The organism is Mycolicibacterium boenickei (assembly GCF_010731295.1).
Lineage (GTDB): Bacteria > Actinomycetota > Actinomycetes > Mycobacteriales > Mycobacteriaceae > Mycobacterium > Mycobacterium boenickei.
Genome location: NZ_AP022579.1, coordinates 3,590,098 through 3,605,547, shown reverse-complemented (window position 1 = coordinate 3,605,547; position 15,450 = coordinate 3,590,098). Strand labels below are relative to the sequence as shown.

The following is a 15,450-nucleotide window of genomic DNA, read 5'->3' as shown; positions in this document are numbered from 1 at the left end:
CAAGGGGTATATTCGACGGTATTGGTATACCCCCCTAGGTATGCAGATCTACTCGTCAAGGAGTCGAACAATGAAGTTCATCCAGTACTACCTGGACTGTCTGTCGCACGCGTCGTACCTGATCGGCGATGAGTCGTCCGGACGCGCGGTTGTCGTCGACCCGCAGCGCGACGTCTCCGAGTACGTCGCCGACGCCGAGAAGCTCGGCATGCAGATCACCCACGTGATCGAAACTCACTTCCACGCAGACTTCCTGTCCGGCCACCTCGAGCTGGCCGAGGCCACCGGCGCCGCGATCGTGTACTCGTCGGTCGCCCAGCCGGAGTTTGACCACGTGGGAGTCGAAGACGGCCAACGCATTTCGTTGGGCGAGGTGGTGCTGGAATTCCGGCACACCCCGGGTCACACCCCCGAATCGATGAGCATCGTGGTCTACGAGCACGCCGACGACGACGTGCCCTACGGCGTCCTGACCGGTGACACCCTGTTCATCGGCGACGTCGGCCGGCCAGACCTGCTGGCCTCGATCGGCTTCACCCGCGACGAGCTGGCCGACAAGCTCTACCACTCGCTGCACGAGAAGCTGCTGCCGTTGCCCGATGCCACCCGGGTCTTCCCGGCCCACGGCGCAGGTTCGGCCTGTGGCAAGAACCTGTCCACCGAGCTGTCGTCGACCCTGGGCGAGCAGAAGCAGACCAACTACGCGCTGCGCGCGCCGGACAAGCAGTCCTTCATCGAGCTGGTCACCGCCGGACAACCGCCCGCCCCGGGCTACTTCGTCTACGACGCGATCCTCAACCGCAAGGACCGCGCACTGCTCGACGAGGACGCGATGCCGGACGCGCTGGACTACCGTCAGGCCACCGACGCCGTCGCTGGCGGAGCCATGTTGATCGACGGCCGCAGCCCCGAGGATTTCGCACTGGGTCACCTGCGCAACGCGATCAACATCGGGCTGGCCGGGCGCTACGCCGAATTCGCCGGATCGGTGGTCAAACCCGACGCCGACATCGTGCTGGTCACCGACCCGGGCGAGGAGCGCGAGGGCAAGAACCGCCTGGCGCGCATCGGGTTCGACCGGGTGCTGGGTTACCTCGACAATCCGGAGCGGACGATGTTCGAGAACCGCGACGATGTGACGGTCGCCTCACGGTTGACCGCCACCGCCTTCGACGAGCGGGCGGCCGCAGTCGCGGACCTGCAGATCGTCGACGTGCGCAATCCCGGCGAGACCGAGGCGGGCATGATCCCGGGCGCGGTCAACATCCCCGTGGGGCAGCTGGCGGATCGGACCGACGAATTGGATCGCACCCGCCCGACCGTGGTCTACTGCGCCGGCGGCTACCGCTCGTCTGTGGCGGCCAGCCTGCTGCGCCAGCGCGGCTTCACCGATGTCAGCGACATCCTGGGCGGCTACGGCGCCTGGGCTGACAGCACCCACGCCGCCTGAAACCGCGCACCCCCTCTGAGAGACAGGAAAACACAACAAGCATGTCGACCCCAGTCAAGCATGAGGTCCTGATCATCGGCGGCGGCACGGCCGGGATCACCGTGGCGGCCCGGTTGCTGCGCAAGCACTACCGCGACGTGGCGATCATCGAGCCGTCCGACAAGCACTACTACCAACCGTTGTGGACGCTGGTGGGCGGCGGCCAGGCCACAGCTGCGGAAGCCGAGCGCGCAGAAGGCTCGGTCATGCCACGCGGCGCCACCTGGATCAAGAGTGCGGTCACGGCCGTCGACCCGGATGCCAACACGGTCACGTGTGCCGACGGCACCGCCTACGGCTATGACGTACTGGTGGTGGCGCCGGGCATCCAGCTCGACTGGGACCGCACCGAGGGCCTGTCCGACACCCTCGGCAAGGACGGCGTCTCGTCGAACTATCTGTTCGACCTGGCGCCGCGCACCTGGGAGTTCATCCGCAACACCCGGTCCGGGACGGCCGTGTTCACCATGCCGTCGGGACCGATCAAGTGCGCGGGTGCACCGCAGAAGATCGCCTACCTGGCCTGCGACCACTGGCGGCGCCAGGGTGTGCTCGACAAGATCGACGTGCACCTGGTGGTCCCGACCCCGCGGATCTTCGGGATCCCCGCGATCGCGGACAACCTGGACAAGGTCATCGCCGACTACGGCATCACGTTGCACACCGGAAGTGAAGTGCGGTCGGTTGATTCGGCGTCCCGCAAGGTCACGATGACCAACATCGCGGAGGGAATCGAGACCACGCTCCCCTACGACGTGCTGCACGCCGTCCCGCACCAGTCGGCGCCGGACTGGATCAAGGCCAGCCCGCTGTCGACAAGCCATGTCGGCGGAGACGCCAACGGGTACGTCGACATCGACAAGCACACCATGCAGCACGTGCGCTATCCGAACGTGTTCGCCCTCGGTGATGCCGGATCGTCCCCGAACTCGAAAACCGGTGCGGCCATTCGCAAGCAGGCGCCCGCGGTCGTCGAGAACATCGGTGCGGTGCTGAACGGACGCCCGCTGACCGGATCCTACGACGGCTATGCGTCCTGCCCCATCGTGACGTCCTCACATGACATGCTGCTGGCCGAGTTCGACTACGACTTCGCCCTCAAACCCTCCTTCCCCCTGCTCGATCCGGTGAAACCACACCGGCCGTACTGGTACCTGAAGAAGTACGGACTACCCGCCATGTACTGGAACCTGATGTTGAAAGGTCTTGCCTGATGTCCACCTCGTCGATCATCGACGCCGCAGAACTGAACGAGCGCAAGCAGGCCGGGACCGGCCCGCGGGTGATCGATGTCCGCACACCGGGCGAGTTCGAAACCGCCCATATCCCTGGCGCTTACAACGTTCCGCTGGATCTGTTGCAGGAGCACCGCGACGAGATCGCCCAGCACCTCGACGAGGACATCGTGTTGGTGTGCCGGTCCGGGCAGCGGGCCACCACCGCCGGACAGACGTTGCGTGACGCGGGTCTGCCGAACGTCTCGATCCTCGACGGCGGCATGACCGCCTGGCAGGACAAGGGATTCGGGGTGCGCCGTGGCGTGCAGCGGTGGGACCTGGAGCGCCAGGTGCGCCTCGTCGCCGGGTCGATCGTGCTGAGCAGCATCCTGGGCAGCCTCGCCTCGCCCAAGCTGAAGTGGGTCGCCGCGGGGATCGGAGCCGGGTTGACGACCGCGGCGCTGACGAACACCTGCGCGATGGGCATGATGCTGGCGAAGCTGCCGTACAACCGGGGTGCGTCCTGTGACGCGCAGAGCGTCGTCGAGAAGTTGGTCGGCTCCAAGCGGGCATCTTCAGGCGCATTGGCATGATCGCCCTCGCTGTCGCGCTGGCCGTCCTGGTCGGGGTGTCCCTCGGGCTCCTCGGCGGGGGCGGGTCGATCCTGACCGTTCCGCTGCTGGCCTATGTCGCCGGCATGGAAGCCAAGCAGGCGATCGCCACGTCGCTTGTGGTCGTGGGGGTCACCAGCGCAGTCAGCACCCTGTCCCATGCCCGCGCCGGCCACGTGCAGTGGCGCAGCGGACTGCTGTTCGGAGCGGCGGGCATGGTCGGGGCGTACCTGGGCGGACTCGTCAGCTACGTCATCGCCGGATCGGTGTTGCTGATCGCCTTCACGGTGGTGATGGTGGCGACCGCCATCGCAATGATCAAGGGCCGCAACGCATGTGAACCGGCGGCGCGCACCATGCCGATCGCCAAGGTCCTGCTGATGGGGTTGGGGGTCGGACTGGTCACCGGGACCGTCGGAGCCGGTGGCGGATTCCTGGTGGTGCCCGCGCTGGCCCTGCTGGGCGGCCTGCCGATGCCCGTCGCGGTGGGAACCTCGCTACTGGTGATCACGATGAACTCGGCCGCAGGCCTGGCCGGACATCTGAGCACCGTACCGATCGACTGGACACTGGCCGGCGCCATCACCGTTGCGGCCGTACTGGGCAGCCTGCTGGGTACCCGCCTGACCGCTCACGTCGACCCCGCTGCGATGCGCCGGGCGTTCGGGTGGTTCGTGTTGCTCATGGCGTCGCTGATCCTGGGCCAGGAACTCCACCCCGCAGTGGGGCTGACCGCCGCGGGCCTGACCGCGCTGGCGGGTCTCGGCAGCCTCAGCTGCGCGCGGCTCGGATGGTGTCCATTGCGATGGCTTTTCGGCCCTCCGGCTGCGACAACATGACCACACCTACATACCCCCACGGGTATGATGGAAACCAACGAACCCAACCTTTAAGGGGGTCAGCATGATCTGCGACGAAGAGTCGATCGCCGCCATCCTCAACCGGCTGCGCCGCGCTCAGGGACAACTCTCGGGCGTCATCACCATGATCGAGCAGGGTCGCGACTGCAAGGACGTCGTCACCCAGCTCGCCGCGGTGTCGCGCGCACTGGACCGGGCCGGATTCAAGATCGTGGCAACCGGCCTGCGCGAATGCATCACCGGCGAGAGCGACGAACCGATGGATGTCGCCGAGCTGGAGAAGTTGTTCCTCACCCTGGCGTGACCGGAGGGGCCTGACCGTCTCAGCGGACGGTCAGCGCCTCGTCCTCGTCACTGCTCTTCTCGGAATCGTTCGACGATTCCGAGTCCCTCGGAATCTGCACTCCCCCGGCGATCTGCGGAACGCGCGTCGCACGCACATAGACCGTGTCGCCCTCGCGCAACCCCAGCGCCTCGGCGTCCCCTCGGGTGATCTGTGCGGTGAACGGCACATGGGTTGCGGCACTGGTCAGTTCGACCCGCACCTCGAAGCCCAGCATCACGATTCGGTCGATGGTGGCCCGCAGCACCCCGGTGGCCTCGGCGGTGCCATCGCCGGCGGCGACGGCCAGCTCCGGATTACGGCCGACCCGAATGTCATGCGGCCGCACCAGGATTCCGTTCAGCTCCGAGACCGCCCCCAGGAACGACATCACGAACGCGTTCGCAGGCTCGTCGTATACGACGGTCGGCGAGCCGACCTGTTCGATCCGGCCCTTGTTGAGCACCGCGATCCGATCGGCCACATCCAGCGCCTCGGCCTGGTCGTGCGTCACCAACACCGTGGTCACATGGACCTCGTCGTGCAAGCGGCGCAACCAGGTACGCAGGTCGTCACGCACCTTGGCGTCCAGCGCCCCGAACGGCTCGTCGAGCAGCAGCACCTGCGGGTCCACCGCCAAGGCGCGCGCCAGGGCCATCCGCTGACGCTGGCCGCCCGAGAGCTGGTTGGGATAACGGGTCTGGAAACCGGCCAACCCCACCACCTCGAGCAGGTTGTCGACCTTCTCCTTGACCTCGGCCTTGGGGCGCTTGCGGATCTTGAGGCCGAATGCCACGTTGTCGCGCACCGTCAGGTGCTTGAACGCCGCGTAGTGCTGGAACACGAACCCGATACCGCGGCGCTGCGGCGGTACCCCGGTGACATCACGCCCGTTGATGGTGATGGTCCCGGTGTCGGGCTGGTCCAGGCCCGCGATGGCGCGCAGCAGGGTGGACTTGCCCGAGCCACTAGGGCCGAGCAGCGCGGTCAGTGAACCTGACGGCACCTCGAAGTCGATGTTGTCGAGCGCTGCGAACTCGCCGTAATGCTTGTTGGCGCCCCGAACCACGATCGCGTCGGTCATAGCTCTTGTCTCCTTCTCGGCCTACTGCGCGGCCTTGGTTCGGCGTCGATCGAGGATCACCTGGACGACCAGGACGATCACGGCGACAACCATGAGCAAAGTCGAGATGGCGTACGCCCCGTACACCGATTCGGCGGTGCCGCGGTTGTAGCGGTCGGCCACCAACAGGGTCAATGTCTGGGAGGTGCCCGGCAGATTCGACGACACCATGATCACCGCACCGAACTCACCGAGCGTGCGGGCGATGGTCAGCACGATGCCGTAGGTCAGACCCCACCGGATCGACGGCAGTGTGATTCGCCAGAACGTCTGCCACCACGTCGATCCCAGGGTCGCGGCGGCTTCCTCCTGGTCGGTTCCGATCTCGTGCAACACCGGCTCGACCTCACGGATCACGAACGGCACCGTGACGAAGATGCTCGCCAGCACGATGCCGGGGAACCCGAAGATGATCTTGAACCCGAGGTTGTTCTCGACGAAGCCGAGCAACCCGGCCGAACCCCACAGCAGGATCAGCGCGACACCGACCACCACCGGCGACACCGCGAACGGCAGGTCGATGACCGCCTGCAGGGCACTCTTGCCGCGGAACCGGTTGCGCGCCAACACCAGCGCCGTGGGAACGCCGAACAACACATTCAGCGGAACGACGATCGCCACGACCAGCAACGACAACTGCAGCGCCGAGACGGCCGCCGGGGTACCCACCGATGCGAAGAACGCGCCGACCCCCGGGCTGAAGGTCCGCCACAGGATCAACCCGACCGGGACCACCACCAGCACCGCCACGTAGGCCAGTGCCAGAAAGCGCAACAGGTAACGCACCGCCGGTGAGAGCGTCATGCCGAGAGCTCCTCACGCTTGGCCGCCCGCGAACCCACCGCGCGCAGCACGAACAGCACGACGAACGAGATCACCAGCAGCACAATTGAGATCGCGGCGGCGCCGGTGCGGTCATCGTTCTCGATCAACGTCCTGATCCACTGCGATGACACCTCGGTCTCGCCAGGCACCGCACCACCGATCAGCACCACCGAGCCGAATTCTCCGATGGCACGGGAGAACGCGAGCCCCGCGCCGGACAGGAGGGACGGCAGCAACGCCGGCAGGATGATCTTGGTCAGGATGGTGAAGGTGTTGGCGCCCAGCGATGCCGCGGCCTCCTCCACATCCCGGTCCAGTTCCAACAGCACCGGCTGCACCGAGCGCACCACGAACGGCAGCGTGACGAACAGCAGCGCGACCCCGACACCCCATTTGGTGTGCTGCAGGTGCAGCCCGACCGGGCTGGCCGGGCCGTACAGCGCCAGCATGACCAGGCTCGCGACGATGGTCGGCAGGGCGAATGGCAGGTCGATCACCGAGTCGACCAGCCGCTTGCCGGGGAAGTCATCGCGAGTCAGCACCCAGGCCACGATCAGCCCGAAGACAAGGTTCACCACGGTGACGCCCGCCGAGATGGTCAGGGTGACACGGAACGATTCCACCGCCGCATTGGAGGTGACGGCCAGCCAGAACGCGTTCCATCCGCCGCCTGCCGCCTGCCACAGGATCGCGGCCAGCGGCAGCAGCACGATGACGCTCAACCAGATCGAGGCGGCACCCACGCGCAGTGAGGTACTGCCGTAGCGGCCGGGCCGCGCGCCGGGGGCGGAATCCCCCGGCGCGGGCGCAGCCGAAGCGGGCTCGGCTGCATCGGTCTGGGCTACAGATGTCATCCAGTCGCCTGCTTGTAGATCTTGGTGATCGAGCCGTTCTCCTTGTCGAACAACGCCGGGTCGACCTCTTTCCATCCGCCCAGATCAGCGATCGTCCACAGCTTCTCCGGCGTCGGGAAGTCCTTGGCGAAGTCCGCCGCCACCGCGGGATCGACCGGCCGGAATCCGGCCTCGGCCCAGATCTTCTGCCCCTCGGCGGTGAGCAGGAAGTTCACCAGGGCCTTGGCCTTGTCGGCGTGGGCGCTGGTCTTGACGACCGCCACGGGGTTCTCGATCTTGAAGGTCTGCGGCGGGTTGACGTGCTCGACGTCCTTGCCCTGCCGCTCGACGTTGATCGCCTCGTTCTCGTAGCTGATCAGCACGTCGCCGGTGCCCTGCAGGAACACGTCGGTGGCCTCCCGGCCCGAACCGGGGCGGGTCTTGACGTGCTCGGTGACCAGCTTGTTGACGAAGTCCAGACCGGCCGCGGAGTCCTTGCCGCCGTTGCTCTTTGCGGCGTACGGCGCCAGCAGGTTCCACTTGGCCGAACCCGAACTCAGCGGACTCGGGGTGACCACCTCGAGCCCGGGCTGCAGCAGGTCATCCCAGTCTTTGATGCCCTTGGGGTTACCCTTGCGCACCACTAATGACACCACAGAACCGAACGGGATGCCCTTCGTGTTGCCCGCGCTCCAGTCGTCGGCCACCTTGTCGGCCTTGACCAACCGGGTGACGTCGGGCTCGACCGAGAAGTTGACGATGTCGGCCGGCTTGCCGTCGGCCACCGCACGGGACTGGTCGCCGGAGGCACCGTACGACGTCCGCACCGCGACGCCCTTGCCCTCCTCGGTGGCGGCAAATGCCGGGATGATCTTGCTCCAGCCGGGTTCGGGCACTGCGTAGGCCACAAGCGTCAGCGTGGTGTCGGCACCCGCCGCACCCTGATCGCCTCCGGCGACGTCACTCGCGCCGCCGCCGCAGCCGACGGCGAGGACGCCGGTGGTGGCCAGGACGGTGGCGGTTCGCCAGAACCTGCTGACATGGGACTTGTAAATGGGCACTGATGACCTTTCTTGCGGACAGCGGACAATACGAGGTCCCGTCAGGCGGAAAGGCGAAGAAGAGTATCCGGGCGTACAGCTAGCGCCACCGACACCAAACCGCGGACGGGTTGGAGTCAGCGACAACAGGCGACGTCTGCAACAGCGCATGAACCCACGGCAATGAGAGCCAAGACATGGCTCTCGGTCTTGCCGGACGCTGAATGCATGGCGCGAAGAATAACAGAATTCCGGCGTCGCGCCCGCCGAGCTATGGGTGTCCCGGTTAGCGGGTCAGCAACCACATCACAATGACCAGCACAACCAGCAGAATCAAGATCAGCGTGACACGTGAGCGTGGCATCCCGTTCACTCGGATTCCACCTCGTCAGCTGGGGCGTGGCGCAACCGGTGCAATCCGGTGATTCCCCAGCCCAGCACGCCGTCGAGCACCACTGCGCTGCCATAGGCCAGTGCCAGCACCACCGGCATGACCACGGCGGTCTGCACGACGAACGGCAGCCCGGTCAGCCACAATTCGACGCCGTCCCACCAGTTGAGGATTGCCGCCATGGGGCAAGCGTAGGCGATGGCGCGGTGCATCCTTTTCCGGTCCCGTCCCGCCCGTAAGATTCGACACGCCTGTCTTGGGTAGACGCCACCTCTGTCCGCAGATGATGATGTGCGGATGGTTCTGCAACACACCGAGCCCACGGATGTCGTCGCGGCACTCGACAAGACAGCTGACACGCCCAAGGCACCCGAGGCGCCGTTGACGGTGACCGCCCCGGTGCCGTACTCGTCGGGCGGGGCGCTACGGAACCCGTTCCCGCCGATCGCCGACTACGGCTTCCTGTCCGACTGCGAGAACACCTGCCTGATCTCCTCGGCCGGTTCGGTGGAGTGGCTGTGTGTCCCCCGGCCGGACTCCCCCAGCGTTTTCGGGGCGATCCTGGACCGCAGCGCGGGCCACTTCCGGCTCGGCCCCTACGGCGTGACCGTTCCGGCGGCGCGCCGCTACCTGCCGGGCAGCCTGATCCTGGAAACGACCTGGCAGACCCACACCGGGTGGCTGATCGTGCGCGACGCGCTCGTGATGGGCCCGTGGCACGACATCGAGACCCGCTCCCGCACGCACCGGCGCACCCCCATGGACTGGGACGCCGAGCACATCCTGCTGCGCACCGTCCGCTGCGTCAGCGGCACCGTCGAACTCGTGATGAACTGCGAGCCGGCGTTCGACTACCACCGGGTCAGCGCGTCGTGGGAGTACTCCGGCCCGGCGTACGGCGAGGCCATCGCCCGCGCCAGCCGCAACCCGGATTCGCACCCCACGCTGCGGCTCACCACCAACCTGCGCATCGGCATCGAGGGCCGCGAGGCCCGCGCGCGCACCCGGCTCACCGAGGGCGACAACGTGTTCGTCGCGCTGAGCTGGTCCAAGCACCCGGCCCCGCAGACCTACGACGAGGCCGCCGAGAAGATGTGGAAGACCAGCGAGTCCTGGCGGCAGTGGATCAACATCGGCGACTTCCCCGACCACCCGTGGCGGTCGTACCTGCAGCGCAGCGCACTGACCCTGAAAGGGCTGACCTACTCGCCGACCGGCGCCCTGCTGGCCGCACCCACCACATCGCTGCCGGAAACGCCGCACGGCGAACGCAACTGGGACTACCGCTACTCGTGGATCCGCGACTCCACGTTCGCGCTGTGGGGTTTGTACACGCTCGGGCTGGACCGGGAAGCCGACGATTTCTTCTCGTTCATCGCCGATGTCTCCGGCGCGAACAACGGGGAACGGCACCCGCTGCAGGTGATGTACGGGGTCGGAGGCGAACGCAGCCTGGTCGAGGAAGAACTGCACCACCTGTCCGGTTACGACAACGCCCGGCCCGTGCGCATCGGCAACGGCGCCTACAACCAGATGCAGCACGACATCTGGGGCACGATGCTCGATTCGGTTTACCTGCACGCCAAGTCGCGCGAGCAGATTCCCGAGGCGCTGTGGCCGGTGCTGAAGAACCAGGTCGAAGAGGCGATCAAGCATTGGAAGGAGCCCGACCGCGGCATCTGGGAGGTGCGCGGCGAACCGCAGCACTTCACCTCCAGCAAGATCATGTGCTGGGTGGCGCTGGACCGCGGTTCGAAGCTGGCCGAGCTGCAGGGTGAGAAGAGCTACGCGCAGCAGTGGCGCGCCACGGCCGAGGAGATCAAGGCCGACATCCTGGCCCGTGGCGTCGATTCCCGTGGCGTGCTGACCCAGCGCTACGGCGACGACGCGCTGGACGCGTCGCTGCTGCTGGCGGTTCTGACGCGGTTCCTGCCCTCGGATGATCCGCGGGTGCGGGCCACCGTGCTGGCGATCGCCGACGAGCTCACCGAGGACGGCCTGGTGCTGCGCTATCGCGTCGAGGAGACCGACGACGGCCTGTCCGGCGAAGAGGGCACCTTCACGATCTGTTCGTTCTGGCTGGTGTCCGCCCTCGTCGAGATCGGTGAGGTGAGCCGGGCCAAGCATCTGCTGGAGCGATTGTTGTCGTTCGCCAGCCCGCTGCATCTGTACGCCGAGGAGATCGAGCCGCGGACGGGCCGGCACCTGGGCAACTTCCCGCAGGCGTTCACCCACCTGGCCCTGATCAACGCCGTGGTGCACGTGATCCGGGCCGAGGAGGAGTCCGACAGTTCCGGGGTGTTCCAGCCGGCCAACGCGCCGATGTAGGCGTTCTGCAGGTGTGGTCAGGCGCTGCGGGTCAGCTGGCCCGACCATGCGGCGTCGAACTGGACGTCGAACTCGACCTCCAGCTGAGCCGGGGTCACCAGCACCACCGGAGTGAGTCCGCTCGCGCCATCGTCGGCGATTCCGGTGATCACGCGCCCGCCGAAGCCGTCAGGGGTGGCCGGGACGCGCACGGTCAGCACGACCTGATCGACGCCCGCAGGCGCCCGCAGGAAGAACTCGTCGCCCGGTTCGACCGGGCCGCTCAGCTCCCGGCCGTGGCGATCGACGACCGCCCCGTCTGACACCGCGAGCGCCGCGGTGTCGGTGGCCCGCAACCGGAACGGCCCGATCAACCCCGCCTCGACCACGGCGTCCTCGGCGGCCAACGCGGGAGGCGTGGTGGCGCGCCGGGCCGCGCGGGCCCCGGCGGTCAGATAGTTGTACAGATGTACCACCCGGTCGGAGTTGGCGAACGTGCCGGATCCGTTGAGCCAGAACCGGATATCGGTGATCCGCACCAGTGCGTCACGGTCGGACAGGACGGCCAGCCGGTAGTACCGGTAACCCTGCGCACCGCGGCCGGGCCGGGTCGAGGACACGGTGCTGCCGACCCCGAGGGTCCGGCGATGCGTGCCCCGTCCGGCCGCGACATTGAGTCCCGAGGCCGCCACGTCCTCCCACCGCACGCCGTCGTGCGACTTCTGCAGCACCAACGACACCGCGGCGGTCGATTCCAGTTCGACCGTGTAGCCGCCCAGCTGGGGTGCCCCGTCGAACTCGAACACGATCCCGTCGGCGTCGGGGTGCGCCCTCGTCGGTTCGTTGCGCGGCCGGTTGTCCAGCGCCAGCCCGTTGGTGAACAACCAGATGGCTGCCTGAGTGGCCGCGATGGCCTCGTGTTCGGCCAGGTTGGCCGCGCCCAGCGGCACCCCGGCCGCCCGCATCCGGCGGCTCAGTTCAGCCGTGCCGAGAGTCGGAAACGAGTTGCGGACGATCCAGTCCACCTCGGCCTCATACGAGCGGGCACGCAGGTTGCGCACCGCCGACCAGGTGGCGGCCTGATACCGCGACGGCCGGGTGGGCGCGATCCCGGCGAAGTCCAGCGAGTAGGCCTCCACATTGGGATTCAGCCTGATCAGGTCGGTGCGCGCCGAGGTGCCGTCGGTGAACACCACGGTGTCCACGGTGTGCGAATAGGTGCCACCGCGGTACCGCGTCATCGGCGCCGGATCGGCCCGGCGCGGACGGATCCGGGTGCGCACGGCGACCGGACCGGACGCTCCCTGGGAATCCACCGGGAGTTCGACGCGGGAATCATCAAAAGACAGGACAGACATGGCGGGTTGACTTTCTTGAAGGCCGGATACGCGCGCATCAACGCACCGCGAGAAAGCGGGCGGACGACGCAGAAGAGGGCGTCAGAAAATCAACAACAACAACGCACGTCGAGGCAGCGCACGATGGCGACGCGCAGCGATTCGACGTGTTGCATGCGGCCCACCATACGGCAAGTCGGCAGCAATGCCCAGTTCACATCGGCGTGACAGGTTTGAATCGTCCGCGCGCTAAACACTGTCGTGGACAGGATTTGGCCGTATCGTTGCCGCCCACACCCACTTTGACCGGTTGGAGGTAGGACCCCCGTGACGTCCGCGCAGAACGAATCACAGGCACTCGGCGATCTTGCCGCCCGGCAGCTGGCGAATGCGACCAAGACCGTTCCCCAGCTGTCCACCATCACCCCTCGGTTCCTGCTGCACCTGCTGAGCTGGGTCCCGGTCGAGGCGGGCATCTACCGGGTGAACCGGGTGGTCAACCCCGATCAGGTGGCGATCCACTCGGAGGAAGGTGCAGGCACCGAAGAGCCGCTGCCCGAGACCTACGTGGACTACGAGACCAGTCCGCGCGAGTACACCCTGCGCTCGATCTCGACATTGCTCGACGTGCACACTCGGGTGTCCGACCTGTACTCCAGCCCGCACGATCAGGTGGCCCAGCAGTTGCGGCTGACCATCGAGACGATCAAGGAACGCCAGGAGTTCGAGCTGGTCAACAACCCCGAGTACGGGTTGCTGTCGCAGGTGACGCCCGAGCAGACCATCCAGACCCTGCGCGGCACCCCCACCCCCGACGACCTGGACTCGCTGATCACCAAGGTGTGGAAGACCCCGGCGTTCTTCCTGACCAATCCGCTCGGGGTGGCGGCGTTCGGCCGTGAAGCCACCCGCCGCGGCGTCCCGCCGCCAGTCGTCAGCCTGTTCGGCGCTCAGTTCATCACCTGGCGCGGCATCCCGATCGTGCCGTCGGACAAGGTCCCGGTGACCGACGGCAAGACCAAGTTCATCCTGGTGCGTACCGGTGAGGAGCGTCAGGGTGTCGTCGGTCTGTTCCAGCCGGGACTGGTCGGCGAGCAGGCCCCGGGCCTGTCGGTGCGCTTCACCGGCATCAACCGGTCGGCCATCGCGTCCTACCTGGTGACCCTGTACTCGTCGCTGGCGGTGCTCACCGACGACGCGCTGGCGGTCCTCGAGGACGTCGGAGTGGACCACTTCCATGAGTACAAGTGAGTTCCGCTCGCTAGACGCCGAAAGCGACCTTCCGATCAGCGCGGCCGAGCTGGCCGCGCTGGCAACCCAGCTGTACGCGACCAGCATCCGGCCGGGACCCGACAGCCCGCCGTCGGCCACGCAGGTCGCTCCGCGCGGGGTAGCACCGGACACCACCTCGGCGGCGTCGGCGGGCTCAGCCGCGGCCGGCCTGGCACATCCGGCGACGCCGGCCGAATTCGTGGCGGTGCCAGAGGTTTTCGTACCGGCACCGACGTCTCCTGAGCCGGAGGGCATTCCGGGCGTGGTCCCGGTAGCGCCCCGCGGTAGTGCGGCCAGTCCCATCGCGCCCATCGGTGGACTGGAGGCGTTCGCCGTCCCCACCGGCCTGGTCCCGACGGTGCCGGGCGTGCTGGCAAGCGCTCCCCCGTCGGCGCCGGTGGCACCCCGCGGATCGGCTCCAACCTGGCCGGGCGCGGTTCCGGAAGTACCGAATCTCGGGTGGTCGGATGCGCCCGCGGTATCTGAGGACGCGGGAAGCTACTACTTCCTGCGACCTCCCGCCGAACCTATTGCGGCCGAACCCGTCCCGGCAGCGCGGGATGACCACGAGATCTTCGACGTCAACGCCATCCGCGCGGACTTCCCGATCCTGCGGGAGACCGTCAACGGCAAACCGCTGATCTGGTTCGACAACGCAGCCACCACCCAGAAGCCACAGTCGGTCATCGATCGGCTGGCCTACTTCTATGCGCACGAGAACTCCAACATCCACCGGGCCGCACACGAATTGGCGGCTCGGGCTACCGATGCCTACGAGGACGCGCGCGAGGCGGTGCGCCGCTTCATCGGGGCATCGAAGGCCGAGGAGATCATCTTCGTCCGCGGTACCACCGAGGCGATCAATCTGGTGGCCTATGCGTGGGGTGGCAAGCATCTGGGCCCGGGCGACGAGATCGTCATCACCCATCTGGAACACCACGCCAACATCGTTCCGTGGCAGCTGATCTCGCAGCAGACTGGCGCGGTGCTGAAGGTGGCGCCGGTGGACGACGCTGGCAACCTGTTGCTCAGCGAGTTCGAGGACCTGCTCGGGCCGCGGACCAAACTCGTTGCCGCCACCCAGGTGTCCAATGCGCTGGGTACCGTGACCCCGGTCAAGACCATCGTCGAGCTCGGGCACCGGTACGGGGCGCGGGTGCTGATCGACGGGGCGCAGTCCATTCCACACATCCCGATCGACGTGGCCGAGCTCGGGGCCGACTTCTTCGTGTTCTCCGGGCACAAGATCTACGGCCCCACCGGAATCGGTGCCCTGTACGGCCGTGAGGACGTGCTCGCCGAGACCCCGCCGTGGCAGGGCGGCGGCAACATGATCGCCGACGTCACTCTCGACCGGTCGCTGTATCAGGGCCCGCCGAACAAGTACGAGGCCGGCACCGGCAACATCGCCGACGCCGTCGGGCTCGGTGAGGCGCTGCGCTACGTGGAGCGCGTCGGTATCGAACGCATCGCGGCGTACGAACACGCGCTGCTGGAGTACGCCACCCCACGGCTGGCGGCCATCCCGGGCGTACGACTGGTCGGCACCGCCGACGAGAAGGCCAGCGTGCTGTCCTTCGTGCTGGCCGGGCACGAGCCGCTGGAGGTGGGCAAGGCGCTCAACGCCGAGGGCATCGCGGTGCGGGCCGGGCATCACTGCGCCCAGCCGATCCTGCGCCGCCTCGGCCTGGAGGCGACCGTGCGGCCGTCCTTCGCGTTCTACAACACCTTCGAGGAGATCGACGTGTTCATCGACGCGGTCCGGCGGATCGCCGAGGGCTCACCCTAACCTCGCGAGCAGTCCCCTGCGAGCAGACGCAATC

15 protein-coding genes are annotated in these 15,450 nt (G+C 67.2%); 8 read left to right on the top strand and 7 right to left on the bottom strand.

The features are described 5' to 3' along the window. Window positions 1–70: 70 nt before the first annotated feature. From G6N57_RS17135 to G6N57_RS17115, 5 genes are all read left to right on the top strand, one after another. Entirely contained in the window at window positions 71–1,450 is a 1,380-nt protein-coding gene (locus tag G6N57_RS17135; protein WP_077741321.1) for an MBL fold metallo-hydrolase, read from the top strand. Window positions 1,451–1,491: 41 nt separating this feature from the next. Beyond that, a complete protein-coding gene (locus G6N57_RS17130; protein WP_077741322.1) occupies window positions 1,492–2,703 on the top strand; it encodes an NAD(P)/FAD-dependent oxidoreductase in 1,212 nt (403 codons plus the stop codon). Further along, window positions 2,703–3,299: a rhodanese-like domain-containing protein gene (locus G6N57_RS17125; RefSeq protein ID WP_077741323.1), complete on the top strand. Its 597-nt coding sequence runs from the start codon at window positions 2,703–2,705 to the stop codon at window positions 3,297–3,299. The genes G6N57_RS17130 and G6N57_RS17125 overlap by 1 nt, the downstream gene beginning before the upstream one ends. Further along, window positions 3,296–4,156, top strand: coding sequence for a sulfite exporter TauE/SafE family protein (locus G6N57_RS17120; protein ID WP_077741324.1), 861 nt, complete (start codon window positions 3,296–3,298; stop codon window positions 4,154–4,156). Before G6N57_RS17125 ends, G6N57_RS17120 begins: the two co-directional genes overlap by 4 nt. 64 nt (window positions 4,157–4,220) lie before the next feature. Next, complete coding sequence (locus tag G6N57_RS17115; RefSeq protein WP_075921318.1) at window positions 4,221–4,481, top strand: metal-sensitive transcriptional regulator; 261 nt, start codon at window positions 4,221–4,223, stop codon at window positions 4,479–4,481. 19 nt (window positions 4,482–4,500) lie between these two features. Here G6N57_RS17115 and G6N57_RS17110 read toward each other — a convergent pair whose 3' ends face one another. From G6N57_RS17110 to G6N57_RS17090, 6 genes are all read right to left on the bottom strand, one after another. Further along, window positions 4,501–5,583 carry a sulfate/molybdate ABC transporter ATP-binding protein gene (locus G6N57_RS17110; protein ID WP_077741325.1) on the bottom strand — a complete coding sequence of 361 codons (1,083 nt, stop codon included), beginning with the start codon at window positions 5,581–5,583 and terminating at the stop codon, window positions 4,501–4,503. A gap of 21 nt (window positions 5,584–5,604) precedes the next feature. After that, a complete protein-coding gene (gene cysW, locus G6N57_RS17105; RefSeq protein WP_077741326.1) occupies window positions 5,605–6,426 on the bottom strand; it encodes a sulfate ABC transporter permease subunit CysW in 822 nt (273 codons plus the stop codon). Beyond that, window positions 6,423–7,301 (bottom strand): sulfate ABC transporter permease subunit CysT, encoded by an 879-nt coding sequence (gene cysT, locus G6N57_RS17100; RefSeq protein ID WP_077741327.1) that lies wholly within the window; start codon window positions 7,299–7,301, stop codon window positions 6,423–6,425. The genes cysW and cysT overlap by 4 nt, the downstream gene beginning before the upstream one ends. Further along, window positions 7,298–8,341, bottom strand: coding sequence for a sulfate ABC transporter substrate-binding protein (locus tag G6N57_RS17095; protein ID WP_097926053.1), 1,044 nt, complete (start codon window positions 8,339–8,341; stop codon window positions 7,298–7,300). Before G6N57_RS17095 ends, cysT begins: the two co-directional genes overlap by 4 nt. A 116-nt stretch (window positions 8,342–8,457) precedes the next feature. After that, complete coding sequence (locus G6N57_RS32305) at window positions 8,458–8,550, bottom strand: Ms4533A family Cys-rich leader peptide (RefSeq protein ID WP_350222992.1); 93 nt, start codon at window positions 8,548–8,550, stop codon at window positions 8,458–8,460. A gap of 139 nt (window positions 8,551–8,689) precedes the next feature. Next, complete coding sequence (locus G6N57_RS17090; RefSeq protein WP_077742030.1) at window positions 8,690–8,893, bottom strand: hypothetical protein; 204 nt, start codon at window positions 8,891–8,893, stop codon at window positions 8,690–8,692. Window positions 8,894–9,008: 115 nt separating this feature from the next. On the opposite strand from G6N57_RS17090, the gene G6N57_RS17085 reads away from it, so the two are divergent. Continuing rightward, complete coding sequence (locus G6N57_RS17085; RefSeq protein ID WP_077741328.1) at window positions 9,009–11,039, top strand: glycoside hydrolase family 15 protein; 2,031 nt, start codon at window positions 9,009–9,011, stop codon at window positions 11,037–11,039. 17 nt (window positions 11,040–11,056) lie between these two features. Here G6N57_RS17085 and G6N57_RS17080 read toward each other — a convergent pair whose 3' ends face one another. Continuing rightward, window positions 11,057–12,376: a thioester domain-containing protein gene (locus tag G6N57_RS17080; RefSeq protein WP_097926054.1), complete on the bottom strand. Its 1,320-nt coding sequence runs from the start codon at window positions 12,374–12,376 to the stop codon at window positions 11,057–11,059. Window positions 12,377–12,682: 306 nt separating this feature from the next. On the opposite strand from G6N57_RS17080, the gene G6N57_RS17075 reads away from it, so the two are divergent. Continuing rightward, entirely contained in the window at window positions 12,683–13,606 is a 924-nt protein-coding gene (locus G6N57_RS17075) for a family 2A encapsulin nanocompartment shell protein (RefSeq protein WP_036449184.1), read from the top strand. Next, window positions 13,593–15,416, top strand: coding sequence for a family 2A encapsulin nanocompartment cargo protein cysteine desulfurase (locus G6N57_RS17070; RefSeq protein ID WP_077741329.1), 1,824 nt, complete (start codon window positions 13,593–13,595; stop codon window positions 15,414–15,416). Before G6N57_RS17075 ends, G6N57_RS17070 begins: the two co-directional genes overlap by 14 nt. The last annotated feature ends 34 nt before the right edge of the window (window positions 15,417–15,450 follow it).

What these genes read in the sequence shown, in the direction of transcription:
- G6N57_RS17135 (WP_077741321.1), top strand. Translation starts at nt 71, where the DNA reads ATGAAGTTCATCCAGTACTACCTGGACTGTCTGTCGCACGCGTCGTAC.
- G6N57_RS17130 (WP_077741322.1), top strand. Translation starts at nt 1,492, where the DNA reads ATGTCGACCCCAGTCAAGCATGAGGTCCTGATCATCGGCGGCGGCACG.
- G6N57_RS17125 (WP_077741323.1), top strand. Translation starts at nt 2,703, where the DNA reads ATGTCCACCTCGTCGATCATCGACGCCGCAGAACTGAACGAGCGCAAG.
- G6N57_RS17120 (WP_077741324.1), top strand. Translation starts at nt 3,296, where the DNA reads ATGATCGCCCTCGCTGTCGCGCTGGCCGTCCTGGTCGGGGTGTCCCTC.
- G6N57_RS17115 (WP_075921318.1), top strand. Translation starts at nt 4,221, where the DNA reads ATGATCTGCGACGAAGAGTCGATCGCCGCCATCCTCAACCGGCTGCGC.
- G6N57_RS17110 (WP_077741325.1), bottom strand. Translation starts at nt 5,583, where the DNA reads ATGACCGACGCGATCGTGGTTCGGGGCGCCAACAAGCATTACGGCGAG.
- cysW (WP_077741326.1), bottom strand. Translation starts at nt 6,426, where the DNA reads ATGACGCTCTCACCGGCGGTGCGTTACCTGTTGCGCTTTCTGGCACTG.
- cysT (WP_077741327.1), bottom strand. Translation starts at nt 7,301, where the DNA reads ATGACATCTGTAGCCCAGACCGATGCAGCCGAGCCCGCTTCGGCTGCG.
- G6N57_RS32305 (WP_350222992.1), bottom strand. Translation starts at nt 8,550, where the DNA reads ATGCATTCAGCGTCCGGCAAGACCGAGAGCCATGTCTTGGCTCTCATT.
- G6N57_RS17090 (WP_077742030.1), bottom strand. Translation starts at nt 8,893, where the DNA reads ATGGCGGCAATCCTCAACTGGTGGGACGGCGTCGAATTGTGGCTGACC.
- G6N57_RS17085 (WP_077741328.1), top strand. Translation starts at nt 9,009, where the DNA reads ATGGTTCTGCAACACACCGAGCCCACGGATGTCGTCGCGGCACTCGAC.
- G6N57_RS17080 (WP_097926054.1), bottom strand. Translation starts at nt 12,376, where the DNA reads ATGTCTGTCCTGTCTTTTGATGATTCCCGCGTCGAACTCCCGGTGGAT.
- G6N57_RS17070 (WP_077741329.1), top strand. Translation starts at nt 13,593, where the DNA reads ATGAGTACAAGTGAGTTCCGCTCGCTAGACGCCGAAAGCGACCTTCCG.